The organism is Paenibacillus camelliae, assembly GCF_023715345.1.
GTDB classification, from domain to species: domain Bacteria; phylum Bacillota; class Bacilli; order Paenibacillales; family Paenibacillaceae; genus Pristimantibacillus; species Pristimantibacillus camelliae.
Map to the genome: position 1 here is coordinate 103134 of NZ_JAMBNY010000011.1, position 18441 is coordinate 121574.

The 18441-nt window shown below is 42.9% G+C and carries 19 protein-coding genes; 8 read left to right on the forward strand and 11 right to left on the reverse strand.

Annotated elements, in window-relative coordinates; all coding sequences use genetic code 11:
• The first annotated feature begins 12 nt into the window (after positions 1-12).
• The 5 genes from M3180_RS16450 (at position 13) to M3180_RS16470 (ending at position 5252) form a co-directional block, all read left to right on the forward strand.
• A complete protein-coding gene (locus M3180_RS16450; protein WP_251669505.1) occupies positions 13-1155 on the forward strand; it encodes a sensor histidine kinase in 1143 nt (380 codons plus the stop codon).
• Entirely contained in the window at positions 1152-1784 is a 633-nt protein-coding gene (locus M3180_RS16455; protein ID WP_251669508.1) for a response regulator, read from the forward strand. The genes M3180_RS16450 and M3180_RS16455 overlap by 4 nt, the downstream gene beginning before the upstream one ends.
• 144 nt (positions 1785-1928) lie before the next feature.
• Positions 1929-2861 (forward strand): ABC transporter ATP-binding protein, encoded by a 933-nt coding sequence (locus M3180_RS16460; RefSeq protein ID WP_251669509.1) that lies wholly within the window; start codon positions 1929-1931, stop codon positions 2859-2861.
• A gap of 15 nt (positions 2862-2876) precedes the next feature.
• Complete coding sequence (locus M3180_RS16465) at positions 2877-4148, forward strand: ABC transporter permease (RefSeq protein ID WP_251669511.1); 1272 nt, start codon at positions 2877-2879, stop codon at positions 4146-4148.
• Positions 4149-5252 carry an ABC transporter permease gene (locus M3180_RS16470; RefSeq protein ID WP_251669513.1) on the forward strand — a complete coding sequence of 368 codons (1104 nt, stop codon included), beginning with the start codon at positions 4149-4151 and terminating at the stop codon, positions 5250-5252. It begins immediately after the preceding gene.
• A gap of 101 nt (positions 5253-5353) precedes the next feature.
• Here M3180_RS16470 and M3180_RS16475 read toward each other — a convergent pair whose 3' ends face one another.
• From M3180_RS16475 to M3180_RS16485, 3 genes are all read right to left on the reverse strand, one after another.
• Entirely contained in the window at positions 5354-5815 is a 462-nt protein-coding gene (locus M3180_RS16475; RefSeq protein ID WP_251669515.1) for a heme-degrading domain-containing protein, read from the reverse strand.
• Positions 5816-5989: 174 nt separating this feature from the next.
• Positions 5990-6637, reverse strand: coding sequence for a glycosyltransferase (locus M3180_RS16480; protein ID WP_251669518.1), 648 nt, complete (start codon positions 6635-6637; stop codon positions 5990-5992).
• A 211-nt stretch (positions 6638-6848) separates the two neighbouring features.
• Entirely contained in the window at positions 6849-7418 is a 570-nt protein-coding gene (locus M3180_RS16485) for a hypothetical protein (RefSeq protein WP_251669519.1), read from the reverse strand.
• Between the two features lie 134 nt (positions 7419-7552).
• Here M3180_RS16485 and M3180_RS16490 point away from each other — a divergent pair, with 134 nt between their 5' ends.
• On the forward strand, positions 7553-9385 hold the full coding sequence (locus M3180_RS16490) for an S-layer homology domain-containing protein (protein ID WP_251669521.1): 1833 nt from the start codon (positions 7553-7555) through the stop codon (positions 9383-9385).
• A 141-nt stretch (positions 9386-9526) separates the two neighbouring features.
• Here the strand turns inward: M3180_RS16490 and M3180_RS16495 are convergent, their stop codons facing one another.
• The 6 genes from M3180_RS16495 to M3180_RS16520 form a co-directional block, all read right to left on the reverse strand.
• Entirely contained in the window at positions 9527-11182 is a 1656-nt protein-coding gene (locus tag M3180_RS16495) for an alpha/beta hydrolase family protein (RefSeq protein WP_251669614.1), read from the reverse strand.
• Between the two features lie 65 nt (positions 11183-11247).
• Positions 11248-11532, reverse strand: a complete 285-nt coding sequence (locus M3180_RS16500; protein WP_251669524.1) for a DUF3784 domain-containing protein — start codon at positions 11530-11532, stop codon at positions 11248-11250.
• A gap of 17 nt (positions 11533-11549) precedes the next feature.
• Positions 11550-11906: a hypothetical protein gene (locus tag M3180_RS16505; protein ID WP_251669526.1), complete on the reverse strand. Its 357-nt coding sequence runs from the start codon at positions 11904-11906 to the stop codon at positions 11550-11552.
• 4 nt (positions 11907-11910) lie between these two features.
• Positions 11911-12123 (reverse strand): helix-turn-helix transcriptional regulator, encoded by a 213-nt coding sequence (locus M3180_RS16510; protein ID WP_251669528.1) that lies wholly within the window; start codon positions 12121-12123, stop codon positions 11911-11913.
• Positions 12124-12353: 230 nt separating this feature from the next.
• Complete coding sequence (locus M3180_RS16515) at positions 12354-13085, reverse strand: MerR family transcriptional regulator (RefSeq protein WP_251669529.1); 732 nt, start codon at positions 13083-13085, stop codon at positions 12354-12356.
• A gap of 168 nt (positions 13086-13253) precedes the next feature.
• Positions 13254-13757 (reverse strand): AAA family ATPase, encoded by a 504-nt coding sequence (locus tag M3180_RS16520; protein WP_251669530.1) that lies wholly within the window; start codon positions 13755-13757, stop codon positions 13254-13256.
• Between the two features lie 250 nt (positions 13758-14007).
• Here M3180_RS16520 and M3180_RS16525 point away from each other — a divergent pair, with 250 nt between their 5' ends.
• Positions 14008-14472: a hypothetical protein gene (locus M3180_RS16525; protein ID WP_251669531.1), complete on the forward strand. Its 465-nt coding sequence runs from the start codon at positions 14008-14010 to the stop codon at positions 14470-14472.
• 148 nt (positions 14473-14620) lie between these two features.
• A protein-coding gene (locus tag M3180_RS16530) for an IS3 family transposase (RefSeq protein WP_251669533.1) occupies positions 14621-15954 on the forward strand; the annotation gives its coding sequence in 2 pieces (ribosomal slippage) (positions 14621-15005 and positions 15005-15954; 1335 coding nt in all).
• 220 nt (positions 15955-16174) lie between these two features.
• On the opposite strand, the gene M3180_RS16535 is transcribed toward M3180_RS16530, so the two are convergent.
• Together M3180_RS16535 and M3180_RS16540 are read right to left on the reverse strand one after the other, a co-directional pair.
• The gene (locus M3180_RS16535) at positions 16175-16906 is read right to left on the reverse strand and encodes an NADPH-dependent F420 reductase (RefSeq protein ID WP_251669535.1); all 732 of its coding nucleotides are present in this window, start codon (positions 16904-16906) and stop codon (positions 16175-16177) included.
• 66 nt (positions 16907-16972) lie between these two features.
• The gene (locus M3180_RS16540; protein WP_251669537.1) at positions 16973-18421 is read right to left on the reverse strand and encodes a DHA2 family efflux MFS transporter permease subunit; all 1449 of its coding nucleotides are present in this window, start codon (positions 18419-18421) and stop codon (positions 16973-16975) included.
• Between the last annotated feature and the right edge of the window lie 20 nt (positions 18422-18441).

Consider the following 18441-nt stretch of genomic DNA (forward strand, 5'->3'; position numbering starts at 1 on the left):
GGAGGCGGGCTCATGCGCTCATACTGGATTTGGCTCTTGTTCATGGTAGCAGCCTGGCTATGTGCCTGGCTAAGCTTGCCTGTCGAGGAAGCGTTGAAGCCTTGGCGACTTGTTGTTGCCGCACTATTTTTTATGCTATATTTCATCGCCCCGCTGCTGCGCAATCGTCCAGTATGGCTGACCTCCACATTAATCGGCGCTTCCATCCTGGCTACGGTCGCATTACAGCTAGAGTATACGGGTGAGCATTCTTTATATGTACTACTAATCTATTCCTTGCTTGCGGGAAAGGCCATCTATCGCCTTCCCCCTATTCACGCAGTCATCGTGGGAATTGCATTACTTAGTAATCTTCTTGCTCCTAGCTGGTTCGGTTACCCTTCCTTTCCTCCTATGTTTGCTATTCTGCTTGCGGCCATACATGCCACCGGTCTGGCTGTATACAGCCACGCTAAGACTAATATGGAAGCGACCGATCTACGCAATGATGTGCTGCTCAGTGAATATCGCGCGATGAAACGGCGTATCGTTACCAATGAAAAAGCGGCACGTCAGGAAGAACGGACACAGATTGCTAGAGATATACATGATTCGGTCGGGCATAAGCTGACGGCGCTGCTGATGCAGCTTGAGGTGCTGCGTATGCAAGCGGATGAACAGCTTGCCCCTCGAGTCACCGAACTTAAAGAGCTGGCTAGAGAAAGTCTTGAGGAAACAAGGAGCGCCGTGAAGTCCTTAAAGCAGCCAGAAACAGGCGGTCTTACCGCTATTCTTAACATGATTCGCAAGCTGGAAGCCGAACAGTTCATGCGGGTTCACTTTACTGTTCAGCACGGAGCCCTTTCCGCTCCACTGAGCGCCTCGCAATCGTTCGCTGTCTACCGAGCGGTACAAGAGGCGCTTACTAATCTGATGAAGCACAGTGAGTCTAAGGAAGCTTTTATTACGTTCGAAGCACCTGGGGGCGGGATCTTTCGATTCGAGGTCGTGAATCGCCTAAAGAATAAAGTGGTTGTGCGCGAAGGCTTCGGTCTGCGTTCCATGCGGGAGCGGATCGAGGAAGCCGGAGGAACACTAGAAGTAGTCGCTTACCCAGATTCCTTCGTAATACGCGGCGTTATGCCAATCCTGAAGGAAGGTGGTGAAACGTTATGATTAAAATATTGCTCGTTGAAGACCAAGCTATGGTGAGGCAAGGCTTGAAAATGATGATCGAAACAGATGAAGGTCTGCGTGTAAGCGGTGAAGCCTCCAATGGGAAAGAGGCGGTAGCACTGTGTGAATCCCATTCCTTCGATATTATCGTGATGGATATTCGTATGCCTGAGATGGACGGACTGGAGGCAACACGCATTATTCGCTCCCGCTGGCCGAGCAGCAAAGTGCTCATTCTTACCACCTTCAACGATGATGAATATGCGCTTGAGGCACTCAAGAGCGGAGCGAGCGGCTACATGCTTAAGGACGCGGAGCCGTCAGCACTAATTCGCGCTATCCATAGCTGCTTATCGGTCGGGATGGCGCTGCAGGACGATGTTGCTGCGAAAATTATTCCACGGCTGCTCAAGGATGAGCAGGAGCACGAGGTCGACAAGTCCATCACCCCGCGTGAGCTTTCGATCCTTCGTCTAATTGGAGAGGGACGCAGTAACCGGGAAATTGCCGATCAGCTTGGGCTATCGATCGGAACAGTGAAGAATAACGTTAGCCAGGTCATGGAAAAGCTGGAGCTCAGAGATCGAACGCAGCTAGCGATCTACGCTATCCGGCACAATCTAGTTTGATCGACCGTGACCAGAGTCATGGTTCTACATAAAAGTAATGACGGAGGACAGTGGGAGCACTGTCTTTTTGTCTGTACACTTAACTCATAAACATCGAACAGGATTCGAAATAAGAAGAACGCCAACAACAAGGAGGCATTAAGCATGCTGGAAACGGTCGAGCTGAGTAAAAGCTTCAAGGGTAAGACGGTGGTAGACGGTGTAAGCTTGTATCTTGATCAAGGCGAATCGGTTGGCTTGCTTGGACCTAACGGAGCAGGTAAATCAACGACGATCTCTATGATTTCGTCCTTGCTCGCCCCAACGCATGGAGATGTATTGCTGCGTGGAAAGAGCGTTATTAAGCATCCGCAGGATATACGTAGGGTGCTAGGCGTCGTGCCGCAAGAAATCGCTCTTTACGAGGAGCTTAGCGCATATGAAAATTTACAATTTTTCGGACGAATTTATAAGCTAAAAAAAACAGCACTAGAGAGCAAAATTCAGGAGGTGCTGGAGATTGTCGGCCTACGTGAACGACAGAAGGAGCTCATCAAAACCTTCTCTGGTGGCATGAAACGCCGCATCAATATCGCTGCCGCTCTGCTACACAATCCGCAAATCGTTATTATGGATGAACCAACCGTTGGGATTGATCCTCAATCACGGAATCATATTTTGGATACAGTTAGATATCTAAATCTTGAGAAAGGCACGACAGTCTTGTACACGAGCCACTACATGGAGGAGGTTGAGCAGCTATGCAAGCGCATGTATATCATGGACCATGGTAAGGTCATTGCCTCCGGTACGAAAGAAGAACTCGGACGCATCTTGTCCAGTGAAGATACGATCCTGCTGCAGCTCGATGCTTATGATGATGCTTTTATTGAAGAGATCCGCTCATTAGATCCGGTCAGACAGGTTGAGCGGACGGATCAGGGACTGAAGCTCATTATAGCTAAGCAGAGTCGAGTGCTCAGCTCTATCGTTCAGAGCGCGGAACGTCACAGCGTACAATTGATCAACATGCATGTGCATACACCAAGTCTTGAAGATGTATTTCTTCATCTTACCGGTCGGACCTTACGCGATTAAAGGAGTGGGATATCGATGAGAGCTTTTCTGAAAAAGGATGTGCTCGTTTACTGGCGTGATCGAAAGCAAAATATATTCTCACTAGTCATTCCCCTCATTCTAATTGTCGTGCTGGGGCTTTTATTACCGAACTGGATTGAGAATCCTACAAGCACACTCCAATTAAAAGCGGCCATGGTCGTTCATGACAACGAAGCTGCAGGCCTTGAGCAATTCCAAAGCTCTCTTAAGAGCAGAGGTCTACCAGATGAAGAGGCCGCTGTATTATTTGAGCTTGCAGCACTTTCACCACCTGTTAGCTTGCTGAACGATATGCTGAAAAGTGACCAGATTGTCAGCATGGTCGAGTGGGTTGAGCTGGATGAGGAAGCAGCGCTCCGCCGTTTGCAATCCGGAGAGATTCAAGCCATCGTAACCTTACCTGAAGACTTCACGCTGCACATCTTGAATAAGACACTGCTTGACGAGGGGAACGGTGCGGCGATAAGCCTGACGTCTGACGATCCTTCCATCGAGGTTGGTGTTCTTCAAGGCATCATTGAAGGCTTCACTCAGCAATTCAATGCAAGTTCGGCCATTGCACATGCTGGCACTCATTCTGCAGTTACGTTAAATCAGGAGGCCGTTCTACCTTCTATAGGCGGCGTGGAGACGATTGAAGGTGTACGTGTGCTAACCTCATTCCAATATTTCACGCTCGCGGTTGGCGCTATGTTTGCCATGTATGTAGCTGCTAACTCAGCAAACAAAGCGATTACAGAGAAGAGAGAGCATGTGTTCCAGCGTATATTACTGTCGGGCAGCCACCCACTAACGTATCTAGCAGGAAAAATTGTTGCAACCTTGATGATGTCCTTGCTGCAGCTGACACTGGTGATCCTCATCTGTCATTTCGTGCTCGACTTGTTTCCTGGATATTCACTTGAGTTCTGGCTTGGCTTTTCCCTATTAATGATGATGATGTGTCTGATTGTCGCAGCGCTGGGGGGATTGTTCACTGCCGCGATGTTCCGGATGAATGCGAATACGGCCAATGCAATCATTCAAGCATTATTATTGATTATCGGCGTTATCGGCGGGAACTTTGCCCCTATCTATATTTTACCCGACGCGGTTCAACAGCTATGGGAATGGACACCAAACGGCCTTTGGTTATCGACCATGATTCAATGGATTCAGCAGGAATCATGGGAGGCCGCGATCAATGGCATGCTAGGTCTGTCCGCGTTCATTATAGCGATTATCGCACTGAGCGTATGGACATTTCCAAAAAGGGGGCGAATCTAAATGGTTCCAGTTTTTCTAGCACAATGGATGAAGGAGAAACGTTCCCCTTATATGGTTCTCATCTTTATTAGCATCAGCATTGCCGCAGCTCTACTCTTCGGATCCAATATGGATATCAAATTAAAAATTGATACCTTTCGAGGAGAAGGTGTGACTGTAGAAGAGGCTGAGCGCTGGATTGATCGCCTTAATGAAAGCGGGGCCTTCATCTTTAGCTTGCGAGCCGAAGAAGAATCTTTGGCTGATGTGCGCCAAGGGCGCTCGGATATGGCGGTTAGATTATTGAAGGACGACTATCGTATTATCGCTGTAATGGAGAGCACGAATGTCGAGCTCGTCCAGCAGCATATGCAAGCCGTTTATCATGAGGAATTTCGAATCATGGCCGCAGCATCACACGCCGAAGATGAACTGGAATTCCGTGAAGCGATGAAAACGTATATGGAACAACCACCTCTGAAGCTTCAGTCTTCCACCTCTTCAGGCAGTGAGCTGCGAAGCTACGATATGAGATTACAGCTGCTATTTGGCTTTTCTCTGTTCCTTGCTATGCTTACTGTGGGGTTCAGAGTTAACGCTATGACTGCCGAGAAAATATCCGGCATCTGGAACCGTGTCATCCTGTCTCCATTGACGAAGACAGAGATGTATCTGGGCCATCTAACCTACAGTACGCTGATTGGTATCGTTCAAATCACAATGGTTTTCTTACTCGCTAAGTACTTATTTGGTTTTAGTCTTGGGCATAGCTTCGGGATGCTAGCCATGATCGTTGTGCTTTACACGATGACCATCGTTGCTATGAGCATGCTATTTACAGGAATATTAAGGACACCGGAGCAATTCGGTGCAATATTCACCTCTATCGTACCGATTATGCCGCTCATTAGCGGTGCCTATATGCCGCCAGGTACGATTACGAACGACGTGCTGCTGTTCATTGGCCAGTTCTTGCCACTTCAGCATGCGCTAGATGCTCTAATCGGCGTCTCGATATATGAGCAGGGCTGGACGGACATCTACTTGCCGCTTGCCAAGCTGCTGTTGATGGCTGTTATTTTCTTCGGAGTAGGGATTAACCTCGTTGAGCGCCGTCGCTTATAGCGCAACGAATAAAATAAGCCGATGAATGATCAAGGTTAAACTTGAATAATTCATCGGCTTGTTGGCTTGTTACAGCTTAATTTATTATTCTGCTCGTTACATTACAGCTTCAGATATCGTCTTAAAGCGGAAATCAATAGATCATGGTCCTCCTGATCAGGCAGTCCAGATACAGTAATCGTACCGATCATTCCTTCACCTTCCACATGAAGCGGAAATCCGCCACCCGCTCCGACATAGTCAGAAAGGGGCAATCCATCACGTTCCTCTATCGTTGTTCCTTCCTGACGAGCTTGTAAAGCAACACGCCACGAGCTCTGTCCATAATGCCGAACCACATTATTTTTACGACGAATCCAATCCTCATTTTCTACTGTAGTTCCCGCCATCGCATGAGCAAACAACCGTTGCCCTTGGCGATAAATTTCTACAGTAATGCTTTTACCTAGACTTCTTGCTTCGTCGATTATTGCAAGTCCAACCTGTAGTGCCGTTTCATTCGTGAATGCGCTGAATCTAAGCTCTTGCTCTTCTTTCTCCATCTGAATCAATTGATCCTTCATGTTTCTCCCCCATTTTTTTCAATCTCTGCCTTCTACTTTTCGCTTGAATGTCATGTATTTCCTTCTTTTATCCCCTATTGAGTAAGCAAAAAATAAAAAATGTCACCGGCAGCTCCTAATGCTAGCTGATGCTAACAAATAAGAGTGCGCCGATGACATTGTCGTGAGTATGCGTTAGAACTTCTCTGGAAACTGTTTGTAGATGCCCTCTGCTAAAATATTCGCCAGATGGAGCATATGGATTTCGTTTTGATCTGTTGCTTCAATGTCCCTCTGCCAGTCTCCATTCAGACAGGCAAGAACGATTTCGGTAATTAATTGAAGATGCGTATACAGCATGTCCTGCATCTCCTTGAACGGCCAGTTTGGATTAGCATCGCTCAAAAATTTAGCTATATCATCTGCGTTACGATGCCACTGGGTCTGTTGCTTCTTAACCTCTGCCTGATTGCCTGCTTTGGCAGCAGCTACGATGTGGCCTGCAATCTCAATATGTTCGGTTAAAAGCTCAGCAAGCTTATTACCAGCAGCTTCTCCGTAAAACGGCTTAATGATATTCCCTATATCCTGTTGATTCCGTAATAGTCGCTCTAGCACATATTGCTGATCCGGTCGATCAGAGATCGCACTGACAATATAGCTTCTTGTCCATATCGTATGATCAATCCAAGCCTTCTCCATATCACCTTTCAGCTTTACGAATGCAGGACTTAGACAGATGTCCTCCCGCTTCTCAGCTGCCTTCACTTCTGTTGTAGCTAGTGCAGAATTTAAGCTAAATACAATCGCTACGGCTAACAGCAGCACAACCATTTTTTTCATTATGTATCTACTCCTCTGTACGTTTGGATTGAATTTACAGTAGTATTATGGTTATCTTGTCCAAACTTATACAGATAAGATCATGAACAATTAGGTTGATTGGCATTAAGAACATCTGGCAAGCCCTCCATAGATCGAATGTCAAAACGCGCCTCGGTAGTGAACCGGGCGCGTTTTGACGTGATCAGCCTGAAGGTGAAGACATTCTCTCTTATTGCATAAACTTTTCAATATATTGCATCGTCTCTTTTGTTGGTGCAGCCTCCATCCGGTAAAACTCCTCCATTCGTTTACCATTCAACGTGTATGTGATCTTAATATAGATGTCTTGATATACGCTTAGTAGATATCGGTCAACGCTGTCCCTTGCTAGAACAAACGATCTGCCAAGATAGGCACCTTTAGGCTCTCCATTAGGTATGATGTCAAAGGAATACTCATTTAGCACGTTGGATGTATGAACATGACTCGCATCTAAGTAGTCCATCATTTTCTCGTTAAGGTGAAAGGACATTATGACATCTTTCATCTCAACGACCGGGTCAGAAAGGTATAACTCATAATTAATACGTGTCGCATCTTCATCCTCTTCTATCTCTACCGTATTCGTTAGTGCATAGTTTGCTGGAGTATAAACATACTCACCCGAGTTTATATATTCTCTTAATTCTATCCCTTCCGAAGCATACGTTGTCTCTTTCATCAACGATCCGTTAGCACTGCATCCGCTAAGTAATAGGAAAACTAGTAGGAATGTCGTAATTAATAGCTGTCTATTCATAAGTAAAGCTCCATTCTAGCGGTAGGCAACAACCATGCTTTTATTACGATTTATACTTACATTCTTCAACATAATATTACCATTTATGATAGAATCGAACTATATTTATTACTTATATCATTGGAGTGATAGCATTGAATTGGCCTATAGCTATTAAAAAAGCGACTAAACTAGCAACTGCAGTCATCGTTTCTGCTAGCTTACTAGCATCACTTTCTTACACCACATTCGCCGCAACACATCGTGTACATGAACAAGTGAACACGCGAACGGAGCAAGATATTTATAAAAAATGGCAACAATATTTGCCGCAAGCATTCAATAGTGATCAATTATTTGAGGTTGAGCCTAAGTACTCCGCTCCTTACAGCGCGGGTCAATTAAAGGAACAAGTGCTTCAGGATGCAGTAAACGCAACTAATTTTGCGCGTTATCTGGCTGGGTTGCCTGATGATGTCACACTGGATTATTCCTTAGCTGAACAGCAGCAAGCAGGCGCTGTGCTAATGGCTGAGCTTGGCACGATTACCCATTATCCGACTAAGCCTTCTGATATGGCTGATGATTTCTTTGAGCTCGGTCGCACGTCCGCCTCTTCTAGTAATCTATCAGCAGGACGCAGCTCATTGTACAACACTGTGTTTTACGGCTATATGGCCGATAATTCAGGAAGCAATCTCTATTCCGTCGGGCATCGACGCTGGATACTGAATCCTGACATGAAGAAAACAATGTTCGGCTTGGCGTATGATCCTTCATCCAGATACAGATTTTATTCAACGATGTATGCTTTCGACCGCGAACGAGATGAGGATGAAGTAGATTATCAATATATCGCTTGGCCATCAGCAGGTCTGTTTCCAACAGACGTGCTGACTGCTGCTGATCCGTGGTCCGTTTCATTGAATACGAGCATGTACAGTACAAATCAAACAGATGATATATATGTCACCATTCATAGAGCACGCGATAACAAAACATGGACACTCAATGCAAGCAATCAAGACGAGCAGGGAGATTTCTTCCAGGTTAATACTGGCGGATACGGCATTAACTTCGCTATTATTTTCCGTCCGAAGGATATTGGAGCATATACAGATGGGGATGCTTTCGAGGTTACCATCCAAAATCTATATACTGTATCCGGTGAAAAAACCTCACTCTCTTATACAACAGAAATGTTCTCGCTGCAGTCTTCCTTCAAAAACAATGCTACGCGCTATGCGCTGAGCGGACAGCAGTTGAAGCTCCCTGTACATGGAAATGCAACGAGATTCACTTCAAGTGATCCAAGCATAGCCTCCGTTGATCGCAGTGGCGTCGTGACAGCACATAAGCCTGGGTATGTCTATATAACGGTAGATAATTATTTGCCTGCCGCGAATAGTATGGTTACCGTTAACGTAAATGATTCAGCCTATAGCAAGACTAGCGGATGGGCGAGTTCAAGTATTATCCAAGCTAATGAACATGGAATCCTAAATAATAGTCCTTATTATCAAGACCTGACGACACCAGTAACTCAAGAGGAATTTGTCCATTATGTTGTCGGAATGCTTAAGGCGCTGAATCCACAACTGAATATTGATGATTATTATGATGTAAAATCACCATTTACTGATGTGCGCAGCACAGACTCTGGCATCATATGGGCATACGAACAAGGCATTATTAATGGAACTGGTCAAGGAAAATTCTCACCTGATAACGTCATTACGCGTGAGCAAGCAGCAACGCTTCTGCTTAACGTGTATAAGTATCTAGGTGGAGAATTACAGCCCGCTGCTCAAGCTGCTTTTGCAGATCAGGGAAAAATTGCTAGCTGGGCAATATCATCCGTTAATCAAGCAGCTAAGCTGTCCATAATGGGCGGCGTGTCCGATACATTGTTTGATCCGAAAGGGAAATACTCTCACGAGCAAACGATTGTCACACTGCTGCGACTCTATCAAAAATTTGCAGAGTAAAACGGCTTGTACCAACTTTTAGCTTGGTGAAGCAATAGTAGTTACAATAGAAAAGCCGAGCGAATATGAGGATGATATCCTGACATTCGCTCGGCTTCATTTATATTGAATACTTCTTAGTGTAGCGACCGATCATTTTCCTTATCTTTTCAATATCCAATCAGCAATATCGGTAATCAGCTTCTTACTTACGTTAGCTGGTGTACTATACTCTAATCCGATGGACACACCCTCATAGTCTGTTAGTAAATGATTCATAGCTGGATAGGAGATGAAGGTTGTGTCACTGTGGTCCTCTAGCGCTGTTTTCCATCCCTCAAACTGCTCCATAGAAACTTGCCAATCATTTTCTCCTTGTAACACGAGTAGAGGTTTATTCATATCTTTCATTACTCCCGCAGGCACATAGTCGCGCTGCTCATACCACCAATATGCTGGGGACATTGGGAACGTACTCGGCATATTATCCTTGGAATACGCTGGGTCTAATAGCATGGCTTTAATCTGCTCCATCATCACTGCATTCTGCTCTTGCGATGAAACGACCTCTTGTGGCAAACCTAACGTTTTCATTTTATCGATAACGACTTTCTGCTGTTCAACTAGTGCATCGATAAATGTACTGCTAGGAGCCGATATTAGGATCGCACCAGTAATATCATTCCCCTCGTCTTGCTCTATAATCTTTGGCATAACAAAGCCACCTTGGCTATGCCCAGCAACGTATAGCTTATCTTTATCTACTTCCCCACGTTGCTGCAGCCATTCCATTGCATGATAAACATCATCAACGGATTCATTTTTCAATGTAAATTGTGGCTGTCCAGAAACCTTGAAGGTGTGCTCCTTCGTAACCTTTTCGTAACGAAGAACCGCAATATTTCTCGAAGCTAAGCCCACTGCCAAATCTTTAAATACTTTCGTACCAGATATCGTAGAATCACGATCATGAGGACCTGAACCATGAACTAATATAACGACAGGGAATGGTCCTTCTCCTTTAGGAACAGTGAACGTACCAGGTACAGCAAACGAACCTTCTCCGATAACTACTTCTTCTTCTATATAATTACCAGTATCATAGTCTGGCTTAGTATAAGGAGATACACTAGCTGCAATATCTATGGAAAGATCGTCAACATAACCATCTTGATCAAAACGAACGATAATATTCAGAGGAGCATTCGTCGTTTCATAGCTCATCACCGCATTAATGTGTACATCATTATATTCCATAGAAAGGTCTTTAAGCATCACTGGTTTTCCTGCAAGTAAAGCATATTGTTGACCAATAGAGGACCACATGGCATCTTGAGGGATAGTGTTCTTAAGTGCTTGACTCATTATATTGGTAATTCCACTTGCATTGCCGGAAAACAACTTATGTACAAATTGAGTGGCATTGATCTCGTAATTTTGATTGGAAAACAAAATACTTCCAGTCTCTTCGTCCCATTCCACTTGATTAGTTAACAATTTATTTATCGTATGGAGCGAAATATAAGAACGGTTCGATTGAACAATAGGCTTTTCATCAAGCTTAAGACTAGTGCCATTAACAATGGCCTGTTCTTGACCAGCTGTCAGAACAATGACATCACTACCTCGTTCTACCGTTATCTCTTGCTTCTGTTGATCCCAAGAAACCTTCGCCCCTAGCGCCTCAGCAACTGACCGCAATGGCACTAAGTCGTTTTTTTCCTTAGCATGAACGGAATAAGGACTCCCTAGAACAGTAGATGCGACAAGCACACTAGTAAGCATCGTAATCGCTAAAGATTTCTTCAATTTTTTCATGTTTCTCACATTCATCACTCTCCTCTATAGATTCTAGCAATCATGCTAGCATGCTAGTTCATACTTTATTCCTTATCTACAAGCTTAATATTTGTGAAGATAATTAAAATAAACAAACCGATTACTAGCGCACCGACCAGTATCTGTTCTGATAGGAACGTGTAGAAGCTCGAAATTAAAAATAAAATTCCAATAACAGTGATATATCCTCCAACTAAATTCGCTAGTAACGTCTTATTTTTAACTCTTTTTTCATTAAAGCCAGCTAATAGCCATGTTTGCTTCCCTACTCCTATAATCAGCCCCAGCACAATAAAAACTAGACCAACAATCCAAAGATTATTCTCCATCTTATATCCTCCTCTCCTTATAATCTTTTGGCGATACTTGGAATAATGTATAAAGGTACAACAATGGATATTGCTAAGTAAATCAGTAAATAATCAGGCGTCATAAACGAGTCCATATTATCATTGGAGATTAGAAAGAAGTAGCAGGCTAATAAACTATTCATGACTACAATGAAGCCAAATGAGTAGTAATGAATGTTCGTCTTCACTCGTTCATCTACTTCGATCTCGTCATTGTTTTTATATCTCATAAACTTAGCTATTAGAACACAGCATGCCAGAATACAGCCTAACGTAGCTTTAACCCAGCCTGTATTCACAAATACAATGACTACTAGTAGTAGAACTGCAGGTATATAATAAAGCAGCTTCATGTACTTATTCCTCCATCCAAAACAAATGATCCACTGGGGCTTCGAGATACTTAGAGATAAGCAAGCACACCTTGATTGAGGGATTATAGTTCTGTGCTTCTATCAAATTCATCGTTTGTCTTGTTAAGCCAATAAGTTTGGCTAATTCCCCCTGATTGTATTTGCCTTGCTCAATTCTTACTAATTTTACTCGATTACGAATCGTTATCTCGACCAATGTCCCTTTCACCTCTTCGTTTCATAATATCACATATACATTAAAAATGTAATATATATTTTACTTTTTTAATGTATATGTGATAAGAAATATATATTTAACATTAATTTTGTCCATTAAGTAATGAAAGCCGAGCCGAATTCAGGAGATGATTAACCTGAAACTTTGGCTCGGCTAACTGTGCCTACTTATATAGCTTATAGGTTAGTCAATAACCTCAATGCCCATACTTAGCTATTCCTCTGTTCACGCTGATGACGGGTAATCTTACGCTGAATTAGCTCCTCAATGACCTGCTCCATAAATTTCTCTTCTTCCTTATTAAAGGCAGAAGGAAATAAATATGGGTTAGGCTCAACAATAGGCTTCATCGTGGATACCATCGCTTCGGCATGGTCAAGCACTTTAGGGTCACTCGGTGCTTTTCCCTCTTGAATGTATCGCTTCATTGTACTCGTCCATATGGTCATTTCCTTATCGGCTTCAAGCTGCACGTTGCTTGCGTGGATCTTATTCAATGCCGAAACTGCCTCATGCTCACGTAACCAGCGATTACGTGCATCCTCATTTTTTAAGGCATGAATAAGCACAAGCAGAGAGTCATGGTCGATTGCTTCCTGGCCCGTAGCAGTTCTTTGCACGCGGGCAATGATTTCTAGCACCGAGTCAATCTGTTTTCGTTTTTCTTCCAGCAGCTTTGCCTGAATGTCCAGTTTGCTCGATAGATCTTGCTGAGACAGCTTAAGATGCTCGGAAATTTCCAGCAGTGGCACATCTAAAAATTTTAGCACTAATATTTTTTGAAGCTCGGCAATGGAGCTATCGTCATACTTCCGATGCCCATGCTCCGTGTACTCCGAAGGCTTCAACAGCCCAATTTGATCATAGTGACGTAATGTGCGCTCCGTGATTCCTGTCAGCTTTGCAAATTCCCCAATAGAGTATTTTTTCTCCATCATCATTTACTGTTCACTCCCTTTCAGTATGAACGATATCACTTGACGTTACGTCAAGTGCAAGTGCATTTTTAGATGTGTTGGAACATTTGAACTGAAAACAGAAAGCCAAGCAAACGTCGGGATATCATCCTGCATCTGCTCGGCTTCAGTATGGTTTTAGTCGTGAACACATCAAGTTGAAAATCGCTGAATAATAACGTCCGCTGCTTGCTCTGCTGTGATGCTCGACACATCCACTTTCGTTGTATTCAGTTTTTCATATAGCGGAATGCGCGCTAAGCTTCTTAATATTATATCTTCCGTACGATGTCCGGCAGCTACATCCTTCATCAGTCGCTTAGTTAATGCATCCCTACTACAAACTAAGGATATGGGATGAACCTTGCAGCAATCTGTATCAAGACGTGAAATAATGTCGTCAACAATGGCTTGCTCATGCATAACCCAGCAAAACACAATATGGTTAAAAGCCGAGCACTTGATAAAGTTATTCAAAAGAAAGCATATATTTTGCATAACCATCTCTTTGGTTTCTTCGGTCACTTGAAATGGATTCATATCCCAGCACCAGTCCCCGTCAAGAAACACGCTGTTGTTCAATTTGTTCTTTAGCATTTGGCAGGTCGTTGTTTTACCAACGCCCATCGTACCGCCAATCAGATAGATATGTTTCATATCGAGGCCCTCTACCTTCTAATGAGTTTATCTATCGTTCGTTATACTATAATATTTCGCTGTAAACAAGCTTAGGTCGTTATCGTAACATACCGAGCAATAAGCAGGAGAATATGCTAAAAACCGGCTGAGCTATGATGAAAATACTATCTGAATGAATATAGTTATAAATTTTTAATGTAGACTAATTTGAAACAATTTAAACGAACCTTTATGATGATAAAGAACAACTGGAGAGGAGAATAACAACATGACAACAGAAACATCACCAAACGAACTTCGAAATTTTACCGTATCCACTGAAATATTCTTCAAGCCGAACCTTGATATTTATGCCCAAATGACTTATATCGTCCTTAGCTCCAGCACGTCTGATGCTGCTTCGCTAACGATCGAAGAGATTGCGAAGAAAGGGCGCATGTCGGCGAAGCAAGCGGTCAAATCAATGCAGGCGCTGATAGAAGAGAAGCTTATTCCACATAAATTGTTCCGTAAGATGATTGGAGAGTTCCAGGATGACCGCCTATCCTGGGCTGCTAAGGGGCTGCTTACCTACTGTAAGGAGAATCCAAGCATTACCATTTCAGAGCTTCTGGACCTTTCCGATCAATCTGGCGAGGACGAAAACAGCATTCGCAAGGCACTCTTAGAGCTTGAACGGCACGGCTATTTCGAGGAGCTGCCAGAGCTGCGGAAATTGTTACATAGTCAATAAAATATAAAAAAGCAGGTCAATTCCTCTGAAGTGCACCCCAATTGTTAGACACTAAAATGTACCCAATAAGATGGACACTTGAAAAAGGTCATCTTATTGGGTCTTTTTTTGTTTATAATGAAAAAAACAACAATCGGAGCGGATGTATATGAGCAAACAATTATTTACAAAACAACAACAGGAACAATTAAGACAGAATCCTCATGTAAAAAGAGTTAGCGAAAAAGCAATTACGTATACGGACGCATTTAAGCAGTTATTTACTCATGAAAATGAGCAAGGGAAACTCCCCTCTCAAATTTTTGAAGAAGCTGGGTTTGATGCAGAAGTGTTAGGGACGACACGCATCTGGAAGGCTTCTAGTCGTTGGCGTGCAGCTTATAAGGATAACGGAGTAGCGGGATTAGAGGATACACGTAAGCACAGTTCTGGTCGCCCGTTAGAGCGTGAGTTAAGCATCGAAGAGAAATATGCACGTTTAGAGGCGAAGATGAAATTAGTACAAGCGGAGAATGAACTATTAAAAAAGCTCGATCAACTAGAAAGGCAGATGATGAAAAAGAAATCCTATTAAGTACCAGTCAGAAATTTCAACTCATTTATCATATCATTGAGAAATATCAATTAAAACGTCTTGCTAGCTATCTTTGTAAACTCACAGGCGTATCACGTTCAGGCTATTATGGTTATTTCAAAGAAGAGGCAGTACGCAATCGGATAAAGCGTGAGGAAGCCGATATGAAATTGAGAGCGATCATTCTAAAAGCCTATCGTTTCCGCCATCGCAACAAAGGGGCACGTCAAATTAAAATGACGTTAGAAAATCAATATCAGATTGTATTTAACTTAAAACGAATTCGTCGTATTATGAAAAAGTTTTCAATCCTATGTCCGATTCGAAAAGCCAATCCATACCGAAGAATGGCGAAAGCAACAAAGGAACATCGAACATGTCCAAACCTGCTACAACGTCAGTTTAAGCAAGGGGTAGCAGGAAAAGTATTATTAACGGACATTACCTATTTAACGTATAGATACGGCAAGCGTGCCTATTTGTCTACCATAAAAGATGCCGAAACCAATGAAATTTTAGCCTATGAAGTATCCGATAAAATCACATTAGATATTGCAATCAACACGCTCCAAAAATTGAAGTTAAAACACCGTCATTTAACCAAAGATGCTATTATTCATTCCGATCAAGGTGTGCACTATACGAATCCGAAATTTCAAAAGATGGTAAAGAAAATGAAGTTAGGTCAATCGATGTCACGTAGAGGGAATTGTTGGGATAATGCCCGGCAAGAATCCTTCTTTGGTCATTTTAAAGATGAAACGAGAATCAATATTTGTGAAACGTTAGACGAGTTTAGACAAGAAATTAAAGACTATATAATCTATTACAATCATTATCGTGGTCAGTGGAATCTAAATAAGCTGCCGCCTGCAAAATACAGACAGCAGCTTATTCAAGTTGCCTGACCTTTTAATAATTGTCCTTTACAAAGGGTACATTTCAATACCTTATTTTCTTTGTTACGACTTTTTTTCTAGAAAATTCATTACCACATTTTAGAGCAGTTGTTATTTAACTATGCTGCCTTATAACGTGATAAGCCACCGGTATAATTTGTGGCAGTCTCATTGGTTTCCTTTCCCCCAATTCCGTTCCACGTTAGTTGAAGGTACAGAGATTAATATATTATGAATTGAATACTTCTCTATTTGTTTCAATAACATCATGAATTGAAAATGTACCTCCTGAAGCTACCAGCTTTTCCATCACCTTATCACGCAGAACTGGCGCTTTTTCTTTATTAGCTTTAGTTAAAGCTATAGTTAATTCCTCTATGGTGAGTTCTGTGCAGTATGCAGGAGTTCCAGGCTGTTGTCTCCATGAATCGTTTAAAGAACCACCATCTACGGCATCGAAGCCTAGATCGTTTGCTACACCCATAATGATTTGTTTATGGGATAGGTTATCCCCAGCAACCGCTATAGCAATGCGTCCATTCGTCCCCTCGGGAGTTCCATGATGCTCTAACGTATAGGCTAAGAAATTGTTGAATGCTTTAATGATGGGTTTTCCTAAATGTTTGGATACCCAAACACTTTCAACCATCCCGTTCTCAACTTCTTCGATTTTACCGCTCAATTGAGGATAATAATTTGAAGTGTCAACAATGACGACTTCCTCCCCAACTTTATCAATAATGTTGCGAATGCTTGGCAGTGCATGGAAAGGAATAGATATTACTAGAACATCAATATTTGTAATTACATCCTCTACACTTACGGGTGTTGCTGCAAGTACTTTTCCTTCTAGCCGTTCAATCCCACGAGCATCTGCAATTTTAACATCATGTCCACTCCCAACAAGTTTTTTTGCGATGTTCGAAGCGATTGGTCCTGCACCTATAATTCCAACATTCATTTTCATTTCTCCATTCTATATTTTATTTGAACTTAGCGATCGTCTCATCGGTTGCCATCGTGTATATCAATGTATGGATTTCATCGTCTCGCCATTCACTACGACGCGACGGATGAAGATTGCCATAACCAAGCCAATCAATGCGATAATCATCGTAAACAAGAACACATTTTGAGCTCCAGCCGTCATCGCGTTTGCAATTTCAGTCTGCTTGGACGGGGCGGAGGAGCCATGCAAATATTTCTCCATACCGCCAGTAAGGATACTGATTGCAACTGCTGTTCCAATCGCGCCTCCAACCTGCTGCAGTGTGTTCATGACTGCAGTGCCGTGCGGATATAATTCCGGCGGTAATTGATTTAGCCCGTTCGTTTGAGCTGGCGTCCAAATTAAGGCTATCCCAATCGTGAGCCCGATATGCAAAGCAATGATAAATGCCACTGTAGAGGTAACGGATATCGTTGTAAAGAACCATAACATGGCTGTAAGGATAACGAGCCCGGGAATAACAAGCCATTTTGGTCCATATTTATCGAATAAACGCCCCACATATGGTTGGATGAGACCGCTTAGTACACTACCCGGCAAAAGCATGAGTCCCGTGATTAACACAGACAGTTCTTTACCAGTTTGCAGAAACATCGGAAGTATAATCGTGCTCGACATACTGATCAACATACATGACATGATAAGAAGCATCCCAATAACGTACATTGGATACTTGAAAACGCGCAGATTCAACATTGGGTTGCTCATATTCTGTCGCAGTATGAAAAATAACAGTGCGACGAGCCCGATGGCGATTGATATGATCACAACCATGCTACTCCAACCTTCAGATCCTTCGCCTGCCTTACTGAAGCCAAAGACAACTCCTCCGAAGCCAATCGTTGACAATAAAACAGATAGTAGATCAATCCGAGGCTTAGTGACATCAGTAACGTTTTTCAAATACTTAAGCCCTATCAAAAACCCTATAACCAAAAGTGGTAACGATATCCAAAAGATGTAATGCCATGTAAAATATTCTATTAACAGACCGCCTATTGTCGGTCCAGAAGCTGGTGCGACCATGATAACAAGTGAGACCAATCCCATTGCCGCCCCCCGCTTTTCCGGTGGATATATAACAAGAACAGTATTAAATATGAGTGGAAGTAACAATCCCATCCCTATCGCTTGCAAAACTCTGGCGAACATCAACATTTCAAAATTGAATGCGAGCGCCGCAATCAATGTACCTACAATTAAACTAATGACCGAACCTGCGAACAGCTTCCTCGTCGAAAACATCTGCAACAGTAATCCACTCATTGGCATTAAAATGCCAAGAGTCAACATAAAACCAGTTGTTAACCACTGTGCGGTCGCAGCCAAAATTTGGAACACTTCCATTAAATTAGTCAATGCTATATTTAGAGAGGTTTCGTTAAACATGCCAACAGCACCGCATATAAGTAACGCTGTCAAGATGGCAAGCGTATTGTATTGATTCTTCAATTTATATCTCCTCATAAATCTATGTTTAATTAATA

Coding starts and splice junctions, on each gene's coding strand:
- M3180_RS16450 (WP_251669505.1), top strand. CDS start 13: ATGCGCTCATACTGGATTTGGCTCTTGTTCATGGTAGCAGCCTGGCTA.
- M3180_RS16455 (WP_251669508.1), top strand. CDS start 1,152: ATGATTAAAATATTGCTCGTTGAAGACCAAGCTATGGTGAGGCAAGGC.
- M3180_RS16460 (WP_251669509.1), top strand. CDS start 1,929: ATGCTGGAAACGGTCGAGCTGAGTAAAAGCTTCAAGGGTAAGACGGTG.
- M3180_RS16465 (WP_251669511.1), top strand. CDS start 2,877: ATGAGAGCTTTTCTGAAAAAGGATGTGCTCGTTTACTGGCGTGATCGA.
- M3180_RS16470 (WP_251669513.1), top strand. CDS start 4,149: ATGGTTCCAGTTTTTCTAGCACAATGGATGAAGGAGAAACGTTCCCCT.
- M3180_RS16475 (WP_251669515.1), bottom strand. CDS start 5,815: ATGAAGGATCAATTGATTCAGATGGAGAAAGAAGAGCAAGAGCTTAGA.
- M3180_RS16480 (WP_251669518.1), bottom strand. CDS start 6,637: ATGAAAAAAATGGTTGTGCTGCTGTTAGCCGTAGCGATTGTATTTAGC.
- M3180_RS16485 (WP_251669519.1), bottom strand. CDS start 7,418: ATGAATAGACAGCTATTAATTACGACATTCCTACTAGTTTTCCTATTA.
- M3180_RS16495 (WP_251669614.1), bottom strand. CDS start 11,182: ATGAAAAAATTGAAGAAATCTTTAGCGATTACGATGCTTACTAGTGTG.
- M3180_RS16500 (WP_251669524.1), bottom strand. CDS start 11,532: ATGGAGAATAATCTTTGGATTGTTGGTCTAGTTTTTATTGTGCTGGGG.
- M3180_RS16505 (WP_251669526.1), bottom strand. CDS start 11,906: ATGAAGCTGCTTTATTATATACCTGCAGTTCTACTACTAGTAGTCATT.
- M3180_RS16515 (WP_251669529.1), bottom strand. CDS start 13,085: ATGATGATGGAGAAAAAATACTCTATTGGGGAATTTGCAAAGCTGACA.
- M3180_RS16520 (WP_251669530.1), bottom strand. CDS start 13,757: ATGAAACATATCTATCTGATTGGCGGTACGATGGGCGTTGGTAAAACA.
- M3180_RS16525 (WP_251669531.1), top strand. CDS start 14,008: ATGACAACAGAAACATCACCAAACGAACTTCGAAATTTTACCGTATCC.
- M3180_RS16535 (WP_251669535.1), bottom strand. CDS start 16,906: ATGAATGTTGGAATTATAGGTGCAGGACCAATCGCTTCGAACATCGCA.
- M3180_RS16540 (WP_251669537.1), bottom strand. CDS start 18,421: ATGAGGAGATATAAATTGAAGAATCAATACAATACGCTTGCCATCTTG.